17 protein-coding genes are annotated in these 22,194 nt (G+C 40.2%); all 17 read right to left on the reverse strand.

Annotated elements, in window-relative coordinates; translation table 11 throughout:
* Positions 1–55: 55 nt before the first annotated feature.
* Positions 56–5,278, reverse strand: a complete 5,223-nt coding sequence (locus HMPREF9189_RS07790; protein ID WP_001131585.1) for a PBECR4 domain-containing protein — start codon at positions 5,276–5,278, stop codon at positions 56–58.
* Complete coding sequence (locus HMPREF9189_RS07795) at positions 5,269–5,532, reverse strand: hypothetical protein (protein WP_000449745.1); 264 nt, start codon at positions 5,530–5,532, stop codon at positions 5,269–5,271. The genes HMPREF9189_RS07790 and HMPREF9189_RS07795 overlap by 10 nt, the downstream gene beginning before the upstream one ends.
* 20 nt (positions 5,533–5,552) lie before the next feature.
* Entirely contained in the window at positions 5,553–7,352 is a 1,800-nt protein-coding gene (locus HMPREF9189_RS07800; RefSeq protein ID WP_000619815.1) for a VirD4-like conjugal transfer protein, CD1115 family, read from the reverse strand.
* A complete protein-coding gene (locus HMPREF9189_RS07805; RefSeq protein ID WP_000371857.1) occupies positions 7,349–7,867 on the reverse strand; it encodes a hypothetical protein in 519 nt (172 codons plus the stop codon). Before HMPREF9189_RS07805 ends, HMPREF9189_RS07800 begins: the two co-directional genes overlap by 4 nt.
* Positions 7,868–7,879: 12 nt before the next feature.
* On the reverse strand, positions 7,880–8,719 hold the full coding sequence (locus HMPREF9189_RS07810) for a hypothetical protein (RefSeq protein WP_000286087.1): 840 nt from the start codon (positions 8,717–8,719) through the stop codon (positions 7,880–7,882).
* The gene (locus HMPREF9189_RS07815; protein ID WP_000163605.1) at positions 8,673–8,945 is read right to left on the reverse strand and encodes a hypothetical protein; all 273 of its coding nucleotides are present in this window, start codon (positions 8,943–8,945) and stop codon (positions 8,673–8,675) included. The genes HMPREF9189_RS07810 and HMPREF9189_RS07815 overlap by 47 nt, the downstream gene beginning before the upstream one ends.
* Positions 8,942–9,586: a hypothetical protein gene (locus HMPREF9189_RS07820; protein WP_000781852.1), complete on the reverse strand. Its 645-nt coding sequence runs from the start codon at positions 9,584–9,586 to the stop codon at positions 8,942–8,944. Before HMPREF9189_RS07820 ends, HMPREF9189_RS07815 begins: the two co-directional genes overlap by 4 nt.
* A gap of 19 nt (positions 9,587–9,605) precedes the next feature.
* A complete protein-coding gene (locus HMPREF9189_RS07825; protein ID WP_000047029.1) occupies positions 9,606–12,242 on the reverse strand; it encodes a phage tail tip lysozyme in 2,637 nt (878 codons plus the stop codon).
* 25 nt (positions 12,243–12,267) lie between these two features.
* Positions 12,268–14,622, reverse strand: a complete 2,355-nt coding sequence (locus HMPREF9189_RS07830) for a VirB4-like conjugal transfer ATPase, CD1110 family (RefSeq protein WP_009755379.1) — start codon at positions 14,620–14,622, stop codon at positions 12,268–12,270.
* The gene (locus HMPREF9189_RS07835; RefSeq protein WP_000197455.1) at positions 14,582–14,929 is read right to left on the reverse strand and encodes a PrgI family mobile element protein; all 348 of its coding nucleotides are present in this window, start codon (positions 14,927–14,929) and stop codon (positions 14,582–14,584) included. The genes HMPREF9189_RS07830 and HMPREF9189_RS07835 overlap by 41 nt, the downstream gene beginning before the upstream one ends.
* An 18-nt stretch (positions 14,930–14,947) precedes the next feature.
* Complete coding sequence (locus HMPREF9189_RS07840) at positions 14,948–15,373, reverse strand: hypothetical protein (RefSeq protein ID WP_000619802.1); 426 nt, start codon at positions 15,371–15,373, stop codon at positions 14,948–14,950.
* 15 nt (positions 15,374–15,388) lie between these two features.
* The gene (locus tag HMPREF9189_RS07845; RefSeq protein WP_001076662.1) at positions 15,389–16,135 is read right to left on the reverse strand and encodes a hypothetical protein; all 747 of its coding nucleotides are present in this window, start codon (positions 16,133–16,135) and stop codon (positions 15,389–15,391) included.
* Between the two features lie 27 nt (positions 16,136–16,162).
* On the reverse strand, positions 16,163–16,387 hold the full coding sequence (locus HMPREF9189_RS07850) for a hypothetical protein (protein WP_000340303.1): 225 nt from the start codon (positions 16,385–16,387) through the stop codon (positions 16,163–16,165).
* 73 nt (positions 16,388–16,460) lie between these two features.
* Positions 16,461–16,967, reverse strand: a complete 507-nt coding sequence (locus HMPREF9189_RS07855; protein WP_001224300.1) for a hypothetical protein — start codon at positions 16,965–16,967, stop codon at positions 16,461–16,463.
* A gap of 63 nt (positions 16,968–17,030) precedes the next feature.
* The gene (locus HMPREF9189_RS07860) at positions 17,031–20,741 is read right to left on the reverse strand and encodes an SspB-related isopeptide-forming adhesin (protein ID WP_000818739.1); all 3,711 of its coding nucleotides are present in this window, start codon (positions 20,739–20,741) and stop codon (positions 17,031–17,033) included.
* A 26-nt stretch (positions 20,742–20,767) separates the two neighbouring features.
* Positions 20,768–21,580: an LPXTG cell wall anchor domain-containing protein gene (locus HMPREF9189_RS07865; RefSeq protein ID WP_001035406.1), complete on the reverse strand. Its 813-nt coding sequence runs from the start codon at positions 21,578–21,580 to the stop codon at positions 20,768–20,770.
* Positions 21,581–21,598: 18 nt separating this feature from the next.
* On the reverse strand, positions 21,599–21,901 hold the full coding sequence (locus HMPREF9189_RS07870; RefSeq protein ID WP_000128978.1) for a hypothetical protein: 303 nt from the start codon (positions 21,899–21,901) through the stop codon (positions 21,599–21,601).
* Positions 21,902–22,194 lie beyond the last annotated feature (293 nt).

Raw genomic sequence — 22,194 nt, forward strand, 5'->3', positions numbered from 1 at the left:
TGATGATGATTTGTTTTTAATTTGACCTTGGGTTTATTTGGGGTGTCCCGTTCGGTCATTTCGAGAAACCCTTCTCTTTTTTTGATTGTGCATCTGCTTTCAACTCCTGCTTGTGTTCCTCAACAGCTTGCTTGCCCTGTTCTTTAAACTTCTCCAGTTTTTGTTCAAAACTGCGCTTCGTTTGTTTCTCCTGACTCAATCTTAATTGTTCCAATGCTTGATCCATCCGAACCATTAAACTTTTAGCTTCTTGTTGGACAATATCCAACTGTGCTTCTAAATCAGCAAGTGTCTCCTTATCGGCAGACCACCCAGATAGATAGTTAAAGGAATACTCAGACGTATCAATACCATAGTATGAAGAAACGACATAAGCGACACTTTCAGCCTGGAGTTCAGCGGTGCTTCTAGTTAGATTTTCCTTTTGAGGATTATCTGCATGATGCAACTCTGCATGAGCCATTTCATGTAAGAAAGTTTTAATAATTTGAGCCTTGTTCATCTCATTACTACGTAAAACAATTTGATTTTCTGGAACAGAATAATATCCATGTTTATTATTTTCCATCTCTTCAAATCGAACCGATACATCATTTTCTTTTGCAATGGCCATCAGAGCACGGTAAAGATTTGCATAGTCCAAATCAGTCAGCTGTTCTTTCACTTCTGCAGCTTTTGGCATCTCCTTTCCTTCTGTCTGACTAACATCAAAAACTGGTACCAAACCAAAGAATGTAACTGTTTCTGGTTTCCCATTTTTATCCAATATTGGTTGGTTATTCTCATCCTTTTTGATCTTCGTCATAGGTTTAAAAATACGTAAAGCCTTCTCACCTTTTTTCACATAGCGACCAAAGTTTTCTTTCCACTGTTTGAAAGAAGCTACTTGCCTTGCTTCAGGATTTTGTGCAAGAATTAAGCGCAAGTTGCGATTAGAATAATTATTTAGTTGGCTCATTTTCGTTAGATAGTCTTTGTACTTATCTGAATCCAGAAACTCCTTAATCCCTTCTTTAAGATGACGACTTAATCCTGCCATATCTTTATTTTGAATAAAATCTGCGACTGCAAGACTGCCAGCTGCTAAAACAATTTCATCCGCTTGTAGACTCTCCTCGCCCTCTGGTTTAGAACCTGGTTTCGATCTAAAATCATACGGATTCGTTCCCTGAAGCAACTCCTCCTCATCAGAAACACCATCAGCATCCGCATCATGTTCCAACTCCTGCTTGTTGTAGCCTTGTTCTTCTAGTTTGATTTCTTCCTCTTGTGATTTCTCAAATTCTTCTCGGACTGTGGAGATCGTTTGTTCAACTTTTTCTGATAAACCTTTGATTTCTTTTTGCCATTTTTCAATAAGGGCCAATTGTTCCATAGGTGAGTCTTTGACTCCCAACTTCTCAAACCAAGCAGATAGATTTTCGACCTCAACACTATCCATTCCATCAAAAGAGATAAATCCAAGGCGACCATCATGACTACTATCTGTAAATCCAATTGGACTATTTTCCAAATCTCCAAATGGGAGTTGGGATAGAAGTTGATCTGCGTAAGGAGTATCTTCTAAGGCGTAACTGAACTGAGAAATATCTAACTCACTCGCCAATCTCTCCAGATGATACTGAGTGAATATTGTCCCATCTATCTTCATCAATTCTGGGTGCTCCCTCATTTCTCGTGTTCCAAGTCTTTCTTTATGAGCTATTGGGTTAATCTCCTCACCGATATTGTAACGAATGCTATCCTGGATCAGTTCACCATCAGGAGCGTAGATACTAAACTGAATCTTAGTTGGAGAGATGTAGCCTTCTGGGTGACCACTAGTCACTTGTTTTAGCCCTTCCTGATGTAACTGATAGAAGCTCTGGTTGGCCTTGTATAGCTCTCTAGCAAATTCTTGATACGAAATCAGCTCTGTTTCTTTAAAGGGCAATTTAGGCCCATCTGGGCGCTCCTCAGCCATTTGAAGGCGTACATGGTAGTTCTCCTTATAGATATGATCTTGTTCCCATTCTTTATAAAAATCTGAATTTGTATCTAGGAGATGATCTTCACCCGCTGCAGCAACAATCTGATCAAATTTATCATTATGCTGCTTCGCATAGTCAAGATACTGATTCCAGGCTTGATGAAATTCTTCTGGAGTTTTTGAGATGTCACCTGGCACACCTAAATTATAGACAGTATCTAAGACTTGAGTAAACATAACCGCATCAAGTAGGGGGCTATTCAGTGTGTTCTCAGGAGTTGATTGTTCAATTTCTTTAGAAACTTCTTCAAACTGCTTATTCTTCAAGACTGATAGCATTTCTGCGCCTTTGTCTTTAACATACTCCTCATTGATTGAAAGTTGCTCGATGTGACCACCTCGCTCTCTATAAACACCAAGAATGATCTTTTCATCCAACGATTTAACATTAGTTGCAAGCTCTCCCTTGAGTTTCATAAGAGAGGCTGGAATTTTTTCATCTCCGATATCTTTAAAAAGTAGTAAGAAATCTTCATCTTTTGCTTTAATAGCTTCACTCATATTGAGATTGTGAAGCTTTTCAACACTGCTCAAATCATCTAAAACAAAAGAATGTGGATCTAAAATATCACGCAACATAGGAAGAACCTGCAATTTATCCTTAATTGCATTACTAATCAACATACCGTCATAATGCCCCTGACCATTTGCAATATCATCTAGGAAATTTGCCGCTCCCTTTCCCTCTTCAAAAGGTCTAATCCCTGAAAGATGGATAAAGTTATCCTTTTGAAAAGTCACCTGAAGCACATTCTCCTCTCCATGATCCGCATAAACAAAGCTGATCTTACTGTCAGCCATTTCACTTAAATACCAGGACGCTGTACTTTGAATGGAGGGCGCATATTGGTTCAAACGTCTTAAATCGGCAGGTGTGATTGGGTGATAATTCCCCACTCGCCGTTGCACTTTATCATAATTTGTGCTAAAATGAAGGTACGGATAGGATGATGTCGGGTGACTGGTAACAGTTTGCTCAAAGGTGCTTGTTTCAAGTACAGGTGTGGGACTGCCTTCAGCTTCGAGCTGTAAAGACCCCGTGCCACCACTGGTCCTATCAATCAAGCGCTCCTGACTTTGTTCAGGGGCTTTTTCTATGTACTCCAGTATTTGTGCATCTAAACGATCAATTTCTTTTCTGATAGACGTCGTACTATCCGCAAAATAAGCATCCCTTTCCAATCTAGTACGTTTTGCGAATAACTTGTCTAAATCAGTCGTTATAAATCGTGACATTTCTTTTTCAAATTGCCATGCCTGTAGTTCATAGTTAATGCCTAAATCTTCCCGAATTTTTTCTGCTAATTCGTCTTCCCATTTACTATGCAATTCCCAAACTAGCTCTATAGATTCTTGATTATCTGGAGTTTGTTTTTCTTCAACCGTCTTATCTATACTAGTCGGATCAATGACGACTGTTTTTTTATTTTCTATCGAAAATGTGAGATTGTCCCAATTTTTTTCTAACCACCCTGCTTCGTCTTGATTTTTTTCAATAGGCTCTGGTTGTGGTGAGATTGATTTTTCCTGATTCGAGGGCGTTAATCCTACATTTTCTTGCCTTTGTTTGGCAAGTAATTCATCCACCTTCAGTCTTTCCTCATCTGTTTTCGGATGATACTTGGTTTGTGAAGATAATTGAAACTTTCCTTCCTCAGTCATCTCCAGAGCAACTCTTCGTAAGCCTTTTACAAAATACGTATTTGGTTGTTTTTGCCACTGATTCACTAAGCCCTCATCAATTAAGGCTTGAGTTGCTGGCTGAATGCTCGTTTTACCCATTTGTTCAGATATAGCCTCAAGTCTAGTCAACTCTTCTTGATAGCGTTTGAGAGTAGCTTTGGTAAAGAACGACTCCCCACGCTTAGCTTTTTCTAACTCTTCACGGATTCTAGGTATATTTTGAACACTCATCTCCAGACCACTTCCCTGACGATTCAACCCCATTTCTTTCAAATGTTGTTGGTGCTCCAGGTGCTCTACTCGCTCTTCTTGTTTCCTAATCTCATCCATCTTTGAGAAGACTTGACCTTCTATTTGTTCTTGCTTACGCATAAAGCTAGCACCGCCTCGCTTATCATTCATGGGTTGCCCATTTGTTTGTGCTTGGTGGGAATAAGCTCTTGAAATAGCCTCGTCTTGTTCACCCCTTAGTCTTTCCAATTTTCGACGTGCCTGGGCAAGACGACTGTTGTCTGGTGCGTCTTTCTCCAGTTGTTTTTCCTGCTTCAGGATCTCATTCCAGTCTGTCTTCTCCTGGCCTTCACGTTGTGGTGGTCTTGCATCGATAACTGGGATTTTTTTCTCCCGTAGTTTGGTAATAAAGTCTGTACCTGCTTTATCACGATCAACTGCCAGCGTGATGAGATCATCGTATTTGTGATCTTGGAAAAGTGTGGATGTTTCCGCTGCAACAGATAAAAAGTTAGAGGTACGTGTTAGTTCACTAGACTTGGTATAATCCCTTTCATCCATCGTGAGTTCCCCTCGCTCCTGCAGAATTTCAAGAACATAGTGAGACAGAATTCCCTCTTTTAATCCTTCCATCGCAACTAGTCGAACATCGTTTAATTCGCCCTTATGAAGCTCATAATAGCTCATAAGGTCAATTGGTGCCTCTGTCACAATTAAACGCTTAGGAGAGCCTATAGAAACGTTTAAGCCACTAATAGATTCTGATTGATACATGATTTGTTTCAAGTATCCTTTGCCAGGATGACGTTCTTGATCAGGAACAAGTCCCTGGAGGCTCGCACCTACCAGTTGCTGATTTCTGTCCAAGTATTTAAAAACCAAGACATCTTCTATAACACCATCTTTATCCTTACGTTTAGCTTGGGCTAATACTCCCTTTTCCAGGAAGAAGTCGATTGTATCATCAGAGAGACCTCTAATCTCCTTGAGATAGGATCTCGCCTCCACAAATCGTTGTTCGTAAGGGGCTAGTGTATAATTGAAAGGTTGACGTTCTTCCTCTACTGGTTTTGCTTCAGGAAAGGAACCTGTCTCTAAGAATACCATGGCTTCCTTATAGCTGACATTTCGCATTTCTTGGACAAGGTTGATGGTGTCCCCATACTTATCGGCTTGTGAATACCAATGCCAGGTATTCTTCACAGTATCAATCTTAAACGAGTCATGCTCAGCCCAATAATACTCTCGATGTGACTTTCGCTTCATCTCCATTCCAAGGCTACGAGCTACTTCTAAAATATCCAGCGATTTTGCCTGTGCTTTTGTTAAAGGCATACTCTTTCCTCCTCTACTAATTCCTTAAATAAAAGATATCCTTCAGGAGTTGCATCTAGTTCACTAACAACTATTGGATCTTCCTGACTCGTTGTCACAAAAAGATGAGGAGCTAATTGATAGAAAGTCTCCTCATCTGCCTGTTTGAATAGCTGCCAAATAGCATAACGTTCTGTAGCTAAATTTTCTAGCTTTAATGCTAAAACTTGTGAGATACTCTCCAGGTATCCTAATTGTATTTTTGGTGTTTCCATCCTACTATCCTTTCTGTATGTTAGGCCACGAATAACTCTTTTAGCTGCGGAGTCAAATCGTTAGCATATAAAAGCAAGCCGTCGATGTCTGTTCCTTTTCGAGTGTATTCGTACCAGTTTTCTTTGTCTTCAGGAGAACTTGCAATCTCATCTTTTCTAGGATGATCATAGACACTTGCTTTTTTATCTCTGAAGACATTTTGTTTAGAAATAAAGACCAATCCTTCTTCTACCCCAATTCTTGCGACTTCATCTGGAGTTAGAAGGGGACGGCCTTGAATTTGTTTATTTTCACTTGATGAGCCATTACGATAACTATGCGATTTTGAAGTGGACCTAGTACGTATAGTCTGCTTACCTGACCTTGTAGAATAGTATTCCATCGTATCCTTGTCATTTGTCCCTAAAAATAGGTGAGTAGCACAGTTATTAAAGATGGTCTTCCAATCACTTTTATAAAGTGATTCTAGCTGATTGACAGCTTGGATGATAATCTTAATAGACATCTCACGACTACGAATAGAAGAGAGGACCTGGGCGAAGTTTGGAATACGGCCAATTTGTGCAAACTCATCGAAGATAAACTGAATATGTCGAAGATTTTTTCTACTGTAGCCAGGTACTTTCCCTTGCAAGATATCATCAGCCTTATGTGTAAGAACCTCAAAACCAATCGCAAACAAGATTGATGAAAGAAAATTAAAGGCGTTATTGGTTTCAGGAATAGCAATAAAAACGGCTGTCTTTTTCGTATTCCAGGTCTCCATTTCCATGGTATCCTCACTGATCAAGTTTCGTACATCTTCATGGTCAAAGATAGAATAGCGAGAAGACAAAATCGCTACCACACTGTTTCTTGTCTCACCTCTGAAGTTTTGGAATAATTTCCACTGTTTATAAGCATAGTTGTTAGGTTGATGTTCGTTCAGTTCTTCAAACATCTGCTCAACAGGACTTGGTACATCTGGATCCTCTCGATACATATTTCTTAATAGATCCGCAACGTGACCCAGGTTTGGCATATATAACTGGACTCCAGTTTCAGGATCCTTAGAGTCAAAATAGAGATAACCAATCAATGCACGTTGCAGCATCAACTCTGCTTTAACCCAGAAGTCTTCTCCAGTATGCTCACTATTCTTCGTTCCCTCAGTAATTGCTTCAGAGATACGATCAATGTCTAGCTCAGACTTCATGTAATGAAAAGGATTAAACCGATCTGAATTCTTGAGCCGAATCAAATCAAAGATTTTAACAGCATAGCCAGCTTTCTCAAGCATCTTCCCAACTTCATGTACCAGGTTTCCTTTAGGATCCGTCACAACAAAGTTTGAGTTCATCTGCATTAAATTTGGCAATACAAAAGTAAAGGTTTTACCGTCTCCAGGAAGACCAATGACAATCACATTTTTATTGAGCTGGACATTGTAGGCTAAGCGAAAATTAAATAGACCCATTTTGACCTGTTTTGAAAAAATCATATTCTTCTCAAAATCAACGTCTTCAAACCGTCTCATTTCCTTCAAAGTCGCAAAACGAGCACTACCTTGTTCTTCTCCTTGGCGATATAAATTCTTATCCATAGAAGCATAGACAAGCATTGGGAGACCGAATCCGATCAACCCAGCATATAAGGCTCCTGAATCAAAGAAAACACCAAAAGAGAAGCGTTCCCAGTGTTCTAGCAACCAACGAAGCCGCAACATTCCCATAAAAGGTACTGCTGCAGTCGAAAGTTGGTAGTAATGGTAAAAGGACTGGAAAATAACAAATGAAAATAGCCCCACCACCAGGTAGGGCCATATAGGTTTTCTAATCATCGTGTCTTCTCCTTCCCAATCTCCTTCGTAACAACTGGCATCATTCCTTTATAGACCTTATTTGTCTTATAGTAATTGATTTTATCTTCAGGAGTCATTTCATGTGGTTTCTTCAGCACCTTTTTCGCAAACTCTTCCAATTTTTCTGGGCTTTTCGTGATGTCTGCCAACATCTCTTTGAGAGCCTTTTCTACCAAGGTGCGATTTTTTGTTTCAAAGAAGAGATAAGTTGCACCATCTTTTTGATGATAAGTAAAACCTATCTTATACTCCTCCAGGTAATGCTTCAACTTGGCCAAGTGAACTTCACTATTTAACAACTTCTCGACATCTTTTTTTGATTTGGTGGCCATAAAATCATTAAAACGTGTCTCCCCTTCAAAGGTTCGGTTCGCTGCCTTATGTTGTTTCTTTTCATAATGGGCTTTTGCGAGGGCATACAGAGCTTGTATCGTCATCTCCAGGGTAACTTTTCCTTTCAAAGCCAGAGAATGACTGACTTTTTCTTGATCCATGTAAGACCTCCTTTATTTTGGATAATTAGATAGTTCTGGCTTAGCAATAACCTGGAATCCGTAAGGTGCTGAAGGTTCTTCCTTTACAGTAACTACCAAGCGTTTCTGACTTCTGTTCTCACCGTCTTTCACGGCTACTACATAGGTTAGCTGATAAGTTGCTTCATCAACAATCAAGCTAGATTCCAAAATCACAGACTGCAGTTGACCTGCTTGTCTATCTATCGTTAATTGAGGAGCTACGAAATCAGCCATTTTCCCTTTATCAGAGTAAAGGGCTGGCAAAAAGTAACGTGAAAAGGCATCTAGTTCCCCTGTTTTTGACTGAATGGTTTTTAGATTTGAAAGTTCCTTGGATACGGCCGAGAGTTGCTTTTCTTGATGGTAAACTAGCGTAAGTGATAAGCCAGCAAGTGTCAGACTTCCTACTAGACTCAATAACACCAAAACTCTTCCTAAATACACCCAAAAAGAGCGTTTAGAAGAGGTTCGAGGTTTGGGAGTTTCATGTTCCAAGGAAGAGGCTTCAGCTTTTTCTTCAGGAGTCTTCTCTTGATGTTTTGTTTTTGGCTGGCGCTTAAAGAAAGAGGTTTTTGCTTCTTTTGGTGCAGCCTCCTGTTTATTCAATGTACCAGGCTTCAGGAAGAGGCTGTCTGCGATTCCCTCAAACGGTAAATAGACATCTTCTTGATAGATCACTACATTCTTTTTATCCAGCTCCTCTACCAATAAAACGGCCTCTGCCTCCTGATGCTTAGCCTTGGCATTTTCTCGCTCCAGGGCTTGATAAACAAGGTCTCGATTCTTATACGTTGTGGTCGTGTTTTGTGTCAGATTGGTTAAACGGTACATGTTTTTCAGCTCCTTTCAATTTCCCTTCAGCAAGAGCTGCTTTAATATCAGCCCAGGTTAAATTATGTTCAGCCAAGTAGTTTGATCGTTCCTCATGCTTGGCCAGAATGATTTGAGTTTCTAGCTGCTGCAGTTTCTCTTCTTCCTTCTTGGCCTTGGACGTATAGTCAGCTAAGCGGTTTTCCGCTTTCTGTTTTTGTTTTTCCAAAGTTTCTAATTTTGTCATTGTTCCTTTTTCCCTTCTGTGCTTTGTGTTTGGTTATTGATTGGTTTGTTTAACGATGGAATACTCGCCTTTTCGCTGGCGTTCAAGCTGTCCACAATCAAAATAGGATCAATATGATTTACCAGGTATTTCCCATCTTGCTTGCTGAAGCGAATCCGTATGGTTCTTGAAGATCCTACGTTTGTTTGGGCGTTAGTATAATCATACTTCTTCTGTAACTGTGTCTGAGTGTATCTCACTTGAGCTAGGACAACATTATTTTCTTGATCGATGTAGATGGTAGAAGACTTCATCTGTGTATCCACTACATAGCCCTTATAGGTTTGTACCGTTGGTTCTTCTTCAGAGTTCACTTCCTGATTGTAAGCAGCTTCTGTCATATAGGGCAAATAGCGATTTCTATTTTCTCCAAGATCCTGCTTATTGAAGTAAGCCGTCAAAAATTCCTTTACATATTCTTGCGTTAGTTCGCTTCCCTCTGCTTTGGTTTCTTGTTGCGTAGTTTCAGCTTCCTGTTTAGCTTTCTTTTGCGATGAGGTTGCTGCTCCAATCCAGAATACGAATCCTAGAACTAGCACAACTCCTATAAGGATTCCTCCTATTTTCAGGAGTTTCAATTTCTCCATATCTATCATTTTCATGATTTACCTTCTTTCTTTTTTAATTCGGTGTCGCAAACGTATAGTAGTAAGCTGGATAGATGACACGAAAATGGACCTTATCCTGTACTCCTTGGATATTACATTCTGAAACGAGGAATGAACCGTCTGGATTCACAGCTTCCACAATCGCAACATGGCCGTATTCATCTGGTGTCCCACCAAATCCACCTACTACTGATACAACAGCTCCTTTTGTTGGAGTTGTACTATACCGCCATCCTTTTGCGACCAGATTTGCTACCCAGTCCTGACCATTGCCAAGGTAACCATAAGCTCCTGATAAGTCTGTAATCGTTCCTAGTTCAACTAAACGATTATAGGCATACCAAGTACATTGTCCCACTTCATAACCGCTTCCTTGTTGTGTAGTCATAGAAGCCTGTGTTGGAGGGTGTTCCACTTTTGACTTATACTCTTCAGGGAAATTCCAGGAAGACGCTAACGCTCCACCTCCTCGAACTTGTTGAGTAAGAAAAGCGTGGATCTGCTTAGCGTTATTTTGGCGCTCTAGGACCTTGTCTCCAGAGTTCCCTTCCCAGTTAACCAGGAACCGCTCTGTAAGTGTCTCTACATCTTCTGTGCTGGTTAGAATTGAGGTCAGTTCAGTGATATAGTAAGGAGTATCCCCCTCCAACATAAAATCTAACTGCAGTTCTAAATCGTACCACTTTTTATCTTTTGATTTTGCATAATTCAATAATAGAGTATGCCTAGTAGAACCATCTGCTGTATCTGTCCACTGACCTAATCCTAAACCTCGACGAAGAATATTTGGATACCCACCATCATAGATAGCGGGCCCACTTATAGCTAACCAGGACTCATCATCCCAGGAAGAAGAATCAGCCCCTACTGGCGGACTAAGATAATCTCCTTCAGCACGTTTAGGATTGATATTACTTTCAGTTGCAAAGTTTCCAAGCATGGCTGCCAAACCATTATCTGTCAGCCCTGGTACCTTTTGCTTCAAGTAGTCTTTTATCGCTCGTGATTTTTGTCCTAAATCACCATCAAGTGTAGTAATGACTGAGGTTGTCTGATTGTACGTGACAGATTGAAAGTAAAAGCCTGGATTGACTGATGTCCACTTTTCTTTCTTATCCTTTGTCTCTTTTTCCTCCAATTTTTGATACTGAATGACCTGGTAACCATTTGCCGTTACCTTCCCAACCTCGTCTCCAGCTTTGACCTGATCACCGTCAGAAACACGGATATTTCCTACCTCTTCATAAGTAAAGATGGCTTTATCTGTTTTGATGGATACAGTAGTATCATCTGTCACACTGACTTGACCGTCAATAGGAGCTCTTAGAGCTTGTCCTGTTGAAGCTTTTAGTTGTGTTTTCTCATAGATTTCACTCTTAGAGGTATAACCAAACCGCTTCAGGATAACTAGAGGAGCATGATAAGAAGGGTCGTCTTCCTGGTAAAAGGGATTAGCTAGTTCTTGATAAGATGGGTATCGACCAACTTCTTTAGTCAAATCCTCTAGCTCTTTATACTCTTCTAACTCGCTATCACTCAACTTAGTCCACTTGAGATCTGACGAGGGGCCATATAAGTCAGCCATCTTTTTCAAGTTGTGAGGGTCATCATTCAAATGATTCCAAAGATCATTCAAGGCATCTGAATAGTGATTGAAACCTAATATTCCAGCCCATTCACCACCAGTCCCCTCATTCCAGTTACTTTCTGGTTTCCACTCACTACCGTAGCGAAAGTTCATGAAAAAGATCATGTCATCGATGTTGGTCCAATAGTCTACCTTATCATTTGACTTCTCTCGATCTCGTTTACTAATTTGAAGCCATGACTTGTTCAGGTCAAATTCATTTTGTTGGACAGGACCACTGCCTCCAAACATGGCCATAAATGCCCCAAATACTGCAAAGATGAGGAACATTAAGAAATAGGACTTGACAGCTAAAGGATTGGATAAGATGGAACGCAGGGGCTTTGTCGCAACCTTCAAAACCTTTCCTGTCCCTCTTGACACCTTCCCAAACTTTGAACCTGCAAGTCGCTTTCTGGCCTGTTTCATCTTTTTGCTGAGCTTTCCTTCCCAGGAGAACTCTTTTGGTGTTCGAGTATATCCTCGCCCTCTGATGAAATTATAGCTTCTATTGAGCTGTCCATAGCTGCGCTTGATTGAATACTTGGATAATTTTCCTACAGCATTTAACGCTCTTTTAGAGGCGTTTACCTGATACTTAAATTGACGAATGTTTTCCCTCGCCTGAACCCAGTCTCCAAGAATCTCATTATCTCTGACTGTCTTCTCAACGTCGTGTCTCGCTTTCATTCGAGCACTTTGTTTAGCACGTTTCTTTAGGCGGTTAGGGATATAACTGTCATCAGCTTTTTTAGCTCGTTTATAGAGCGTTGTTGCAATTTGTTTTTCCAACTTTGCTCGATCACGTTGTTGCTTAAAGAAAAGACCTCTAGCTGTTGCTTGAGGTCCTTTATGTAGTTTATAATCTTTGTTCGCTAAGCGATAATTCTTCTTAGCTTCTTTAAATGCAACTTTTGAGTCTAAACGTGCTTCTTTAGGCTTTTTTTCAGCATTGAGGGCTAATCCTTCTTTGATTCTTCGCTTGCGTTCCTGTTTTAATTGTTTGCGATTACTTTTAGACAAAAGAAATTACCTCTCTTTCTATTTTTTAACTATCTGTCGCAACCAATTGATACAGCTTGGTATCTTTAGGGATAGGATTTTCAAATGGTACAATCGTATCCCCAGCCACGATCAAACCAGTACCTTTCGCTTTTGGCCGCAAGACAAATCGCTCCAGTGAAGGCGTAAGAGGGATAACCTGCTCCAGGGCATCTAGGTCTGTCCGCTTCAGCTTCAGGAGGGCTAGAAACTCACAGTTTGCGACTAGCTTTCTACCTTCCTCTGTAGATAAAACAGTCTCTGGGTTCTGGGTAATCCCTGTTGGAATAGCCCCGTACTTACGAATACGTGAGTATAGCTCTGTAAAGAAGGTTGCTTGCAGTTTATTCTTGAAGTATAGTTGCAACTCATCGAAGTACAACCATGTAATAGCTTTTCCTTGATTATTGACTACCTGGTTCCAGATGAAGTCCTGAATCACCAGGAGGGCAAATGGCTTCAATTTACCACTCAACTGCTTCAGATTGAAGATAATAAAGCGACTATTCATATTGACGTTTGTAGGATGTGCGAAAATATCATTTGATCCAACCGTATAAGGTTCAGCCTTCAGCGCCAACTCCTTGGCCACATCTTCAGGTTGTCGTTCTAAAACTGATTGCCAATCCTTAAATGTTGGTTTTTCAAATTCCTCATAGGTCTTTCTCGTTACACGGTCAATCATCGCAAATTCATCGTCTGATACCTCAGAGAATATATTTTCAAACAAGGTTGATAAGAGGTTTGATTTTTGGCCAATCGGGTCACTATCTTCTGCTTGCAGTTTATCCTTATCAGGAAGATCCAACAAGTTAAAGTGATGTTGCGATCCAGGAGCGATTGTGATAATTTCTGCACCTAATTCTCGGCCAATACCAGTGTACTCATCTTCAGGATCGACGATAATAATATTATCTTCAGGGTAACGTAGAGTTGTAGGAATAATCTCTCCTCCTTTAGCAAGAACAGACTTTCCTGATCCTGAAGTCCCAAAGATACAACCTGAACCTGTGTTCAAATCTTTCTTGCGGTCAACTGTGATAGCGTTCTTAGATAGCTGATTCTGGCCATAATAAATTGCACGTGGACTGTTAGATCGTAGATCTACGTTGGTAAATGGGACTTGTGTGGCCAAGTTACTGGTAGTCATATCTCTCATAAAACGGCGTTTTACGTTGATAAATGGAATCCCAATCGGTAGAATCGTATTCAAGGATTCTTCCTGGTACAAGTAACACTTATCCAGTTCTACCGTATTCTTACGGACAGATCGTTGAACCTGCTCAGTGTAGATATTCAACTCCTCCAGACTGTCAGCCATGAAGAAAATCGTCATCACACCTGAAAACATTTTTTGGTCATTGTCCTGGAGTTCTTCAGTCCATTTCTCTGTTTCACGAGATGTCTCCACAGCCTTCCCACCAACAGCCAGGTCACTTCCATAACCTTCTTTTGCTGCAGCCTTCTGACTTTTGATCATTTCCCTACGTACACTTGACTTAACTGTCTTGATTTTCTTCAGGGCATCTGCAGTATCATATGGCTTCGCATGCAGACTGATAGCCAGTTCAATTCCTGTATCCAGGATATTCTTAATCAGTTTGTCATTCAAGAAGGTAGGATATTGTCTAACATACATCACCCTTGCGAAACAATCATCAATTTTCATATGATCTTTTTCAAATTTCAGATAGTTTGGAGCTACAAAGTCCCTGGTTGATAATCCAGAAATAGCGATGTCTTCATAGTTAAAATCAATAAAACCTTCTCGCCTCAAGAGTTTTCGGAAGATAAGAAGACGATCTAATCCTTCTAACTCCTTAAAGGAGATTCCTAAGCCACTGTATTGACTTTCAATAACGCTGGCTGTATCATCAAGGATTCTTCTAGCTTGATGATCCTGGTCTGTTTGGGTGGTAATCGTCAGATATTTTTCTACCTTGAAGGTATTTTGTTCCTGAGAAAAACGATCATTGATCATCGCATTGTATTCTTTACGATAATCGTCATATCCATCTCCAACCAAATCATAGCGGATAGAAGATAAGCTATTGCTTTCTACCCTACGATTCAGGATCAATAGCTGCATATCATTATCAATGTCCAGCGAATTAAAAATATCAGCGTTTGTTTCAATGATATCAATTCGCTCATCATCTGTTGCCGTGATATAGCTTGTATCACCTAGGCGATAGGTCTTTGAAAATTGATCATTTGTAATTTTCATAAGTCCATCAGGTGTCAGCCATTGATAGTTAAGGCTATTCTGTGTAGATGCCGTCATGGTACGTCTTAGACGTTTGGCCCGTTCCCGTTCTTCCTTAGAGAGTTTCGGGGTTTTCTTTCGGCCGAATAAATTCATTTCTTGTATATTCCTTTCTGTCATAATCTGTCTGATAAGAGCGTTCCTGCTTGGTTAACATGAAACGAACCTCATCTTTAATTTTTTCATCAATATAACACCCGAAAATAACAAAAGGCGCTAATAATAAAATATCAACGCCATAAAGGATTATATCAGGTGCCTTCAGCCAATAGAGGATAGTAGTGACAACTACTGTCAATGCTATACCAAATAGTAGCACTAACTGTCTCAGTGTCATATAGCCTATAACTGGCCTTTCGTAGCTATCTAAAGCCTTTAAAAATTCACTGCCTAAACGTGTCATTCTGTTCCTTTCTTCTAACTATTGTGACATTTTTTCTATCTTTCTCATACTATAAATAGAAAAGAAAACTACAATCAACGCTAAAGCCATAACTACAAAAACCATCCTCATAAACTCCTCATCGTTTAGGTAAAGGATTTTAATCACTGACATAAAAGAAGCATTTCCTACTCCTAATATTCTAGAAGAGAGTAAATTAAATATCTCTGTAGCTACATATGCAATAAAAGCAAGAAAGAGATTTATAGGTACTAAAACCGATAAAACAGAAGCACTGATTCCACCTAAAATAGAAAATATTCTATACTTTTTATTTGTATCAAATAAACTATCTTTTTTTGTATAATATTTTCTGGTTGCCAACAACACATACTCTTTGTTCCCTCTTGAATGCTTAGATGTGCGTTTCTGCTTTAAAGCGAGGGATTTATTTTTTCTAATCATAAAAATAATTCCTTCCTAATTCACCTGCATGATATTCTTAGCCATGCGTTGGCTACCAAATAGCATAATGATGTAAATGATTCCTTTTGCAATGGCTACGAGTGCAGTTATAAAAGCTCCAGTATTGCTAAGTGTCAATAAATCATTCGTGACAATAGCTGGATAAAGCATGGTCACAACCACTAAAATCAATCCCTGAAGGACAGCAGCAGCATAGAGCTTAAAGAAACCGAGGCAGATCGGGCGTAAGCTATCCACCATGTAACAAGCGACAATAATTTTAGCGATTCCCTTATACGTGTAAAGCGTAAAGGAGCGTAACAGGATCAACAACTTAGTCGATATCTGACCGACAAAATCAACAACCGCATAAACAATTTTAAAGAATGATTTCTCAATCATACCCAAACCTTTAAAATCTGGTGGCTCAGAACTGAAAGGATCTGTAGCATTCTTGGCTACTAACTTAATGATAACATTGAACAACCATGACAAGGCATCAAAAATCGCATCCACATAGAGGATAAAAAAGAGTGCGATAGCATACTTGAGGATTTCTTCAATCCAAAGCTGAAATGACAGCTCTCCTCCATTGCTTTTAAGTTGTTGGTGCCAATTCATGAGGTTGATCCCCATAAAAAGGAGAAGGAGCAAAATTGCCACCTTCTCCATCGAACCTGAAACTGTCTCCATCAGCTGATAAGCTGTCTCATTATAGTCTTTCAGACTCATGGTTAGTTGATCAAGTGTGGATTGGTTCATAAAACCACCTCCTCTTTCTTCTTCATCCTAACCAAGAGATTGAAGACCTGTTGCTAAAGCTGTAAAGAGGGCTTTTAGAACGGCACCTAGAAGTGCACCTAGTATCAAACTTTGGATTCCTTTATCCTTCTTATCATCCAATTCACGTTTGATTCCTACTGCTAAGTCCCAGGCACCCCAAGCGGCCCAACCAATACCGATAATCCCACCGATATTTCCAATTTTGTTAATAAAATCTACAACTGCATCCATTATTTTTTTCTCACTTTCTTTTTATAAAAAGGTACTAAGAAAATTCCTTAGCACCTACATTGTTTATTCAATACTATGTTTCATCCGTTGGACGAAAGGTTAGAGAGAGGGCTGTAATCACAGCTAAGACAACGATAATAGTCGTTTCCCACCAATAGTAGATGGGGACCTTTTGAGGAAAGAAAAAGTTAGTCATAAGCCAATCTAACTGCTTCTCTACATCTGCAGAGGGACCTGATTTTGTTATCCAAAAATATATTTCCCAAAAAGCAGCATAGCCTAGGACAACTACAATCTTAAATACTACCCATCCAATTGCTGTCGCAATCAAGCTCTTAATCAGATTAAAGATAAAGAGGAGAAACATGAGTGGAGTCGCAACCATCAAAACGGCAGCTCTCGCAATTACACTCGGTAGATTCTTTATTCCTAACCAGATGGCTTTTCCTAGCCAACGGAGGCCTTTTTTCCACTTCTTCTCTTCTTCAGGCTTAGTGACTTCTGATTTTTTTTGAGTTGGAGTGTAGTATCTATATCCACTTCTAGTCACATGTGCATCCATTTTCGTGTCCTTTCTCATCTCTCTTCCCCCTCTTTTTTATGGCTTCATTATACCATAGATGAGGGGGAATTTCTAGATGTTCTATTTTTTATGTTTACGAAGCCCTGCTCCTGCAAGACTCAACAATCCCAAAAACATTCCCCAAGTTGGAAGCATGCTTGCTGCAGTTCCAGTGTTTGGCAGCGATGCTTGTGGTTGTGGCTTGCCTGGTTCTTTAGGCTCTGGTTTTGGAGGTTCTGGCGTTGTGGTTGTCACTTTAGCCGTCATCTCTTGTAAATTGACTGTATTGATGAAGGTATTTTCAACCTTCCCAGCTGTAATGCGTTCGACTTCTAGATAGAAGTCTGCATCAAAGCTACCCTTGACTCCTAAAGAATTTAGGAAGTCCTGGTTGATAACGTAAGACCATTTGCCTGCTTTTTCGTCCCATTTGACGGTCACGATTTTCTTAAGGAAGTTAGGATCCGTATCCTGGTTCACTTCAAACAAGAAGGCATAAGCTGTACCTTTAGCGAGAAGGTCACCAGCTTTGACTACTTTACCATTCTTCAGGATGACATCATATGGCAAGATAAGGTCTTTAGTAGCTGTGTACTCTGTCCCCTTGAAAATCCCTGACCACTTACCTGTATATCGATCATGGACTACATCCAACTGGTCACTACCGTCATATTGGAAGAGGCTATCGTGCTTAGCAGGCACGGTTACGCCATCTAGTAGATAGCGAATATATTGGCCAATCTGTACTTCTTGGCCGTCCAAGACTTTTTTATTATCCTTTTGATCCAGGGCATGTTTCTCTGGATTAACGTTTGGAACTTCAACTGTTACAAGATTCGACTGATAGCTATTCCCAAAATCGATCTGTTTAAATTCATTCTCGACTTTTTCCCCTGCCTTAACCAAGAGTTTGGCTGGAAGATCAACAGTAATCTTCTTATTTGGTTTCACGTAGTTTTGGTAGAAACTCTTGGAATCTTTTGCTACCCAGAGATAGAATTCACCCTTCGGATTCAGTTTCAATTCCTTCAGGATTTTATTGATTGCATCTGTACGTGCTTTGTCTGAAAGCACATGATGCATCTCGAAGAGTTTTTTCACATCTTGTCCTGCAGCAGTCATCTTGATCTTGCTGTGGTCAACTGTGAAGGCATTGTCTTGAACATCATCAAGAATAGCAAACTTCTTACCAAGTGCTTGACTCGAAGCGAGAGTTTTGGTGTATGGACTATAATCAGTCACCAATCGGAAGGTCACGTTACGATCAAATGTTGTCGCACTATTGATATCCTTACCAGAGCGATCCAGAACCGATTTGACTGGTTTCGGAGGTGCTGGCGTTGTTGTTGTAACAGGGTTTGAGAAAACTTCATAGTCGTTTACTACAACCTTGTAGGTATTATCGAAAAATCCTTTATCATAGACTGGCTTCCAGGTAATCACTGGGGCATCTAGACGTTTTCCTTGATATGTAGCAGTAAAGGTATAAGTGTTCTTTCCTGCATCATAGACAACACCCCATCCAGCTTTCTCTGCAGCTACTTTCGTCACAGTTACATCAGGAACAGCCCCAGCTTCAAGAGGATCGATGATGGTAATCTTGTCACCCTTTTTCACATTGGAATAGATATTGTCATGGGTCAATGTATAGGTCTGAGTAGCGTTTTTAGCTACTTCTTGACCATTTGTGTTGACCTTATCTGTATCTGCTACAGATTTGCTGACAACTGGCTTATACTGCAATTTATAACCGTGATAGCTTGCAGATAATTTCTGATTTTTGGTTTCAGAGAGAGTTTTAAGAGTCAAGGCTGGTTTGACTGGATTCTTTGTATTAACCAATTCGGCTGATACAGGTTCAGTTTTGACAGGTTTCACAGTTGTTTTTGTGATAGTTGCAGTAGCTGGAACTTCAACGACTGGCGCTACAACCTTTGTATTCAAAGCAAACCAATAGGTTTGGCCATTTGGACTTTCTGGTCCATCCCATTGAATAAATTCAGTTTTGAAGGTTGTCCCTTCCTTAAAGACACCAAGAGCAGCACCCTTGTACTGATATGCTGAAGAGGAAGTATCCCAAAGATGACCTACCTCTTCCTCACGATTATAGTCTTCTGCATAAACATAGCCATAATCCTTGTTTTGAGTAACAGTTGAGCCATTGATTTCAACATGTGTCCCATTGATGGCTTTTGCACCTTCCCACCCGATAGGGTTGTGGTTTAGAGACGAGTAGGTTAAGGCTGCAGGTGTCTTTTCAGAAGCCTTGAAAGCTACTTCTTGGCCTTCCTCATTGTTGTAGTAGTAGGTATCTGTAACCAGGAAGTTCATGTAGTCCGCAGCTCCACCTGTTCCATCGTTTCGAGCTACTACAAAGCCCTCAGTAGGATCATTTAAGACATAGACATCATTTAGGCCCGTTTTACCTTGGTTTACAATTTGAAATTTTCGATGGATACGAGAAATATTGTGTTGTTTCCCATCCTCGGTTGTGACTGTTAAGCCGTTTAACCCAGTATAATCAATTTCTGTTGTCCAACCATTGCCCACATCTTTGTATTTCAAGACTTTGGTTGAGTCTAGAACACGAGTATAGCCTGATGTTCCATTTGATGAAGCGATGTAATCTTTGGTAGTTACCTGCGCTCCTGAAGCAGAGGACTCTACTGTTGCTTCAGGATTAGCTGTTGCAAGACTTAGAGCCTGTAAGACAACCTCTTTTGTGAATCCTTCCGTACTTGTTTTAGATTGAAGTTCATTGTATTTCTTCTGCCATTCAGCCTGGTTCTGCTTAGCTTTATCAAAGGCCGTTTGGTTTTGTTTGGCAATTTTGTTGGCTTCATCTACTGAAGAAACTTCCTGTGTTTTAGAAGTTAAAAGTACACCAGATTTTTTCAAATCTGCTGACTTACGATCAGCATCTTGATTGACTTGATCACTAGCATTCTTCTTCTCTGTGTAGGCAGCCATCAGGGCTTTGTTAAGCTCCACTTTGCCTTTTGCAGTCGCAATAGCCTGGTCATTTTGTTTCTTCAATGCTTCTACTTCTGCGACTGAAGAGACCGTACGTGTAACGACTTTAACGTCAACCTTTTCTTTCTTCAACTGTTCAGATGCGCTTTCTACCGCTTTGTTTAGAGCAGTAGCTTGTTCAACAGTAGCATCATACTTAGCTTTTTCACCCAGGTAGGTTGAGACAGCTTGCTGATTTTCTGATAAGACTTTCTTAGCCGTTTCAGTAGCCTGCTTATTTTTATCTGCAGTTCCATCTGTGGCAGTCGAACCGTCATTCGTTACTGTGACAGTTGTTGATTGTTCGTGCTTGGCTTTTTCAGCAGCTACAAATTGATTGTTAGCTTGAATAGCTTCTTGCGCCTCCTGGAAGACTTCGTTGTTTTGAACTTGTTTTGTAGTTGTGGCTTCAAGTTCCTTGACTTGTTTATCCTGATCTTGTTTGATTTCAGACTTAGATTGTTCAAGACTAGATGAAGTAGTGTCTGTACCTTTGTCAACACTTGGAGTTTCAGATACAACTACTCCAGCTTTTTTAGCCTTGTCAGCAACCTTTGTGACGGCTCCATTATCAATTGCTACAGACTGGCTTCCTGTTGTTTTGCCAGCTTGTTTAGCGTATGCGTTGTTGTCGTTTTTGCTTTCAGGCTGCACTGATTCATCCGCCAATACAGAACCTGCAGAGAAGGCTACAATACCTGCAACTGCAATTCCTGATACTAGGCCTTTAGCCCATTTTTTCTTACGGAAATATCCGTGTCCTTTTGTTTTTTCTGCCATTTAATGTTTTCCCTTTCCATTTCACCTTAAAACATTTCTTTCTTGTAGAAGTAGCCAACTGCTGTCAACAACATAGCTCCAATAGCACCCAAAATGCTTTCTGCAGTCCCAGTGTTTGGAAGTGTTTTGAGTTTGCCTTCTGAATCAGTAACAGAGATAGTTTTATCTTCGTTAACTGTTCCACCAACTTCTTCTGGAGCCACTACAGAACCATCTGAAAGGACTACATTTCCGTTTTGGGTGCTAACAATAGACGCACCTGTATTTGTTTCAACGGGCTCTTTGGTTACATCATGGACAACCTGTCCAGTTGATGTAGATGTTGTTCCAATTTGTGATTTCCCTTGCTGATTCGCTTGATCAGTAGTTTTTGGCTTTTCATCTGGAACACCATCTAAGCTACCTGCGTTATCTTTATCTTGCGCCTTATCTGAAGGCGCTGGTTTATCAGCTGGCACTCCGTCAAGACTTCCTGCGTTGTCTTTGTCTTGTGGTTTATCTGATGGTGTTGGAACACCATCGAGGCTACCTGCATTATCCTTATCCTGTGGCTTATCAGAAGGTGCTGGTTTATCAGTTGTCACTCCATCAAGACTTCCTGCGTTGTCTTTGTCTTGTACACTTGGCGTTGTTGGGTCAACTGGAGTAACTGAAGGCTCTGTTGGCTGAACTGCTGGAGCCTCTGTTGCTGTTGAAGCGCTAGGTACTGTTGGAGTAACTACTTCTGTTGTTGGAGCTGAAGAATCAATTGGTGAAAGTTCGTCTGCTGATACATAACCAGCTTGTGCAAGTGCAATAGTTGAAAGTGCTAGTGTAGCTAATACTTTTTTCTTGTTCATTTTAATTTTTCCTTTTCTTTATTTATTTTTCGGGTTATAGCCTTTTCCAGTTAAACGAAGCTCCATTCCTGATGGTGTCTTAACTTTTCGAGCTATAACTTGAGCATCTCTCTTAATAGTGCGAATTTGATCATAAACCTTTTTATAAGGCAAATGAAATTCAACATCCCTTAAAAGACCGTCTACGTATCCTCTAGCCTGTTTGACTGCATAGTCTGGCTTCAGAATAAGGTCTGTGCCGTCCTCCAAGCGAGCTGTCGCACCTCCTTGTTTTCCTAAATTTTTTAAGTCCTTTAGGCGGACGGTTATTTCATCTGTCATAGATTTCTCCTTGAAGTTGAAAGGCGAAATAACGCCGTGCTGTGTAAAAACGTATTTTTACATCGGTATTTCATGCGCTGGGTTTATAGTCTAGGAACCCTTACTCCTTCAGCTTATGATCATTATCATGCTTTTTCGTTCAGTGGCTGGACTAGATATCCTTTTCTAGTTTGCTACTCGCCCCCGTTTCTTTTTTATCCATAGCCACGCTGCATCAGGGCAAGCCTTGTATTCAGTTTTCAAAGGTCTGTAGTTTAATGACTTCTCGGTCAATATAGATTTAACTTTACTAG

It is taken from the genome of Streptococcus sp. oral taxon 071 str. 73H25AP (assembly GCF_000146755.1).
Classification (GTDB): Bacteria; Bacillota; Bacilli; order Lactobacillales; family Streptococcaceae; genus Streptococcus; species Streptococcus oralis_T.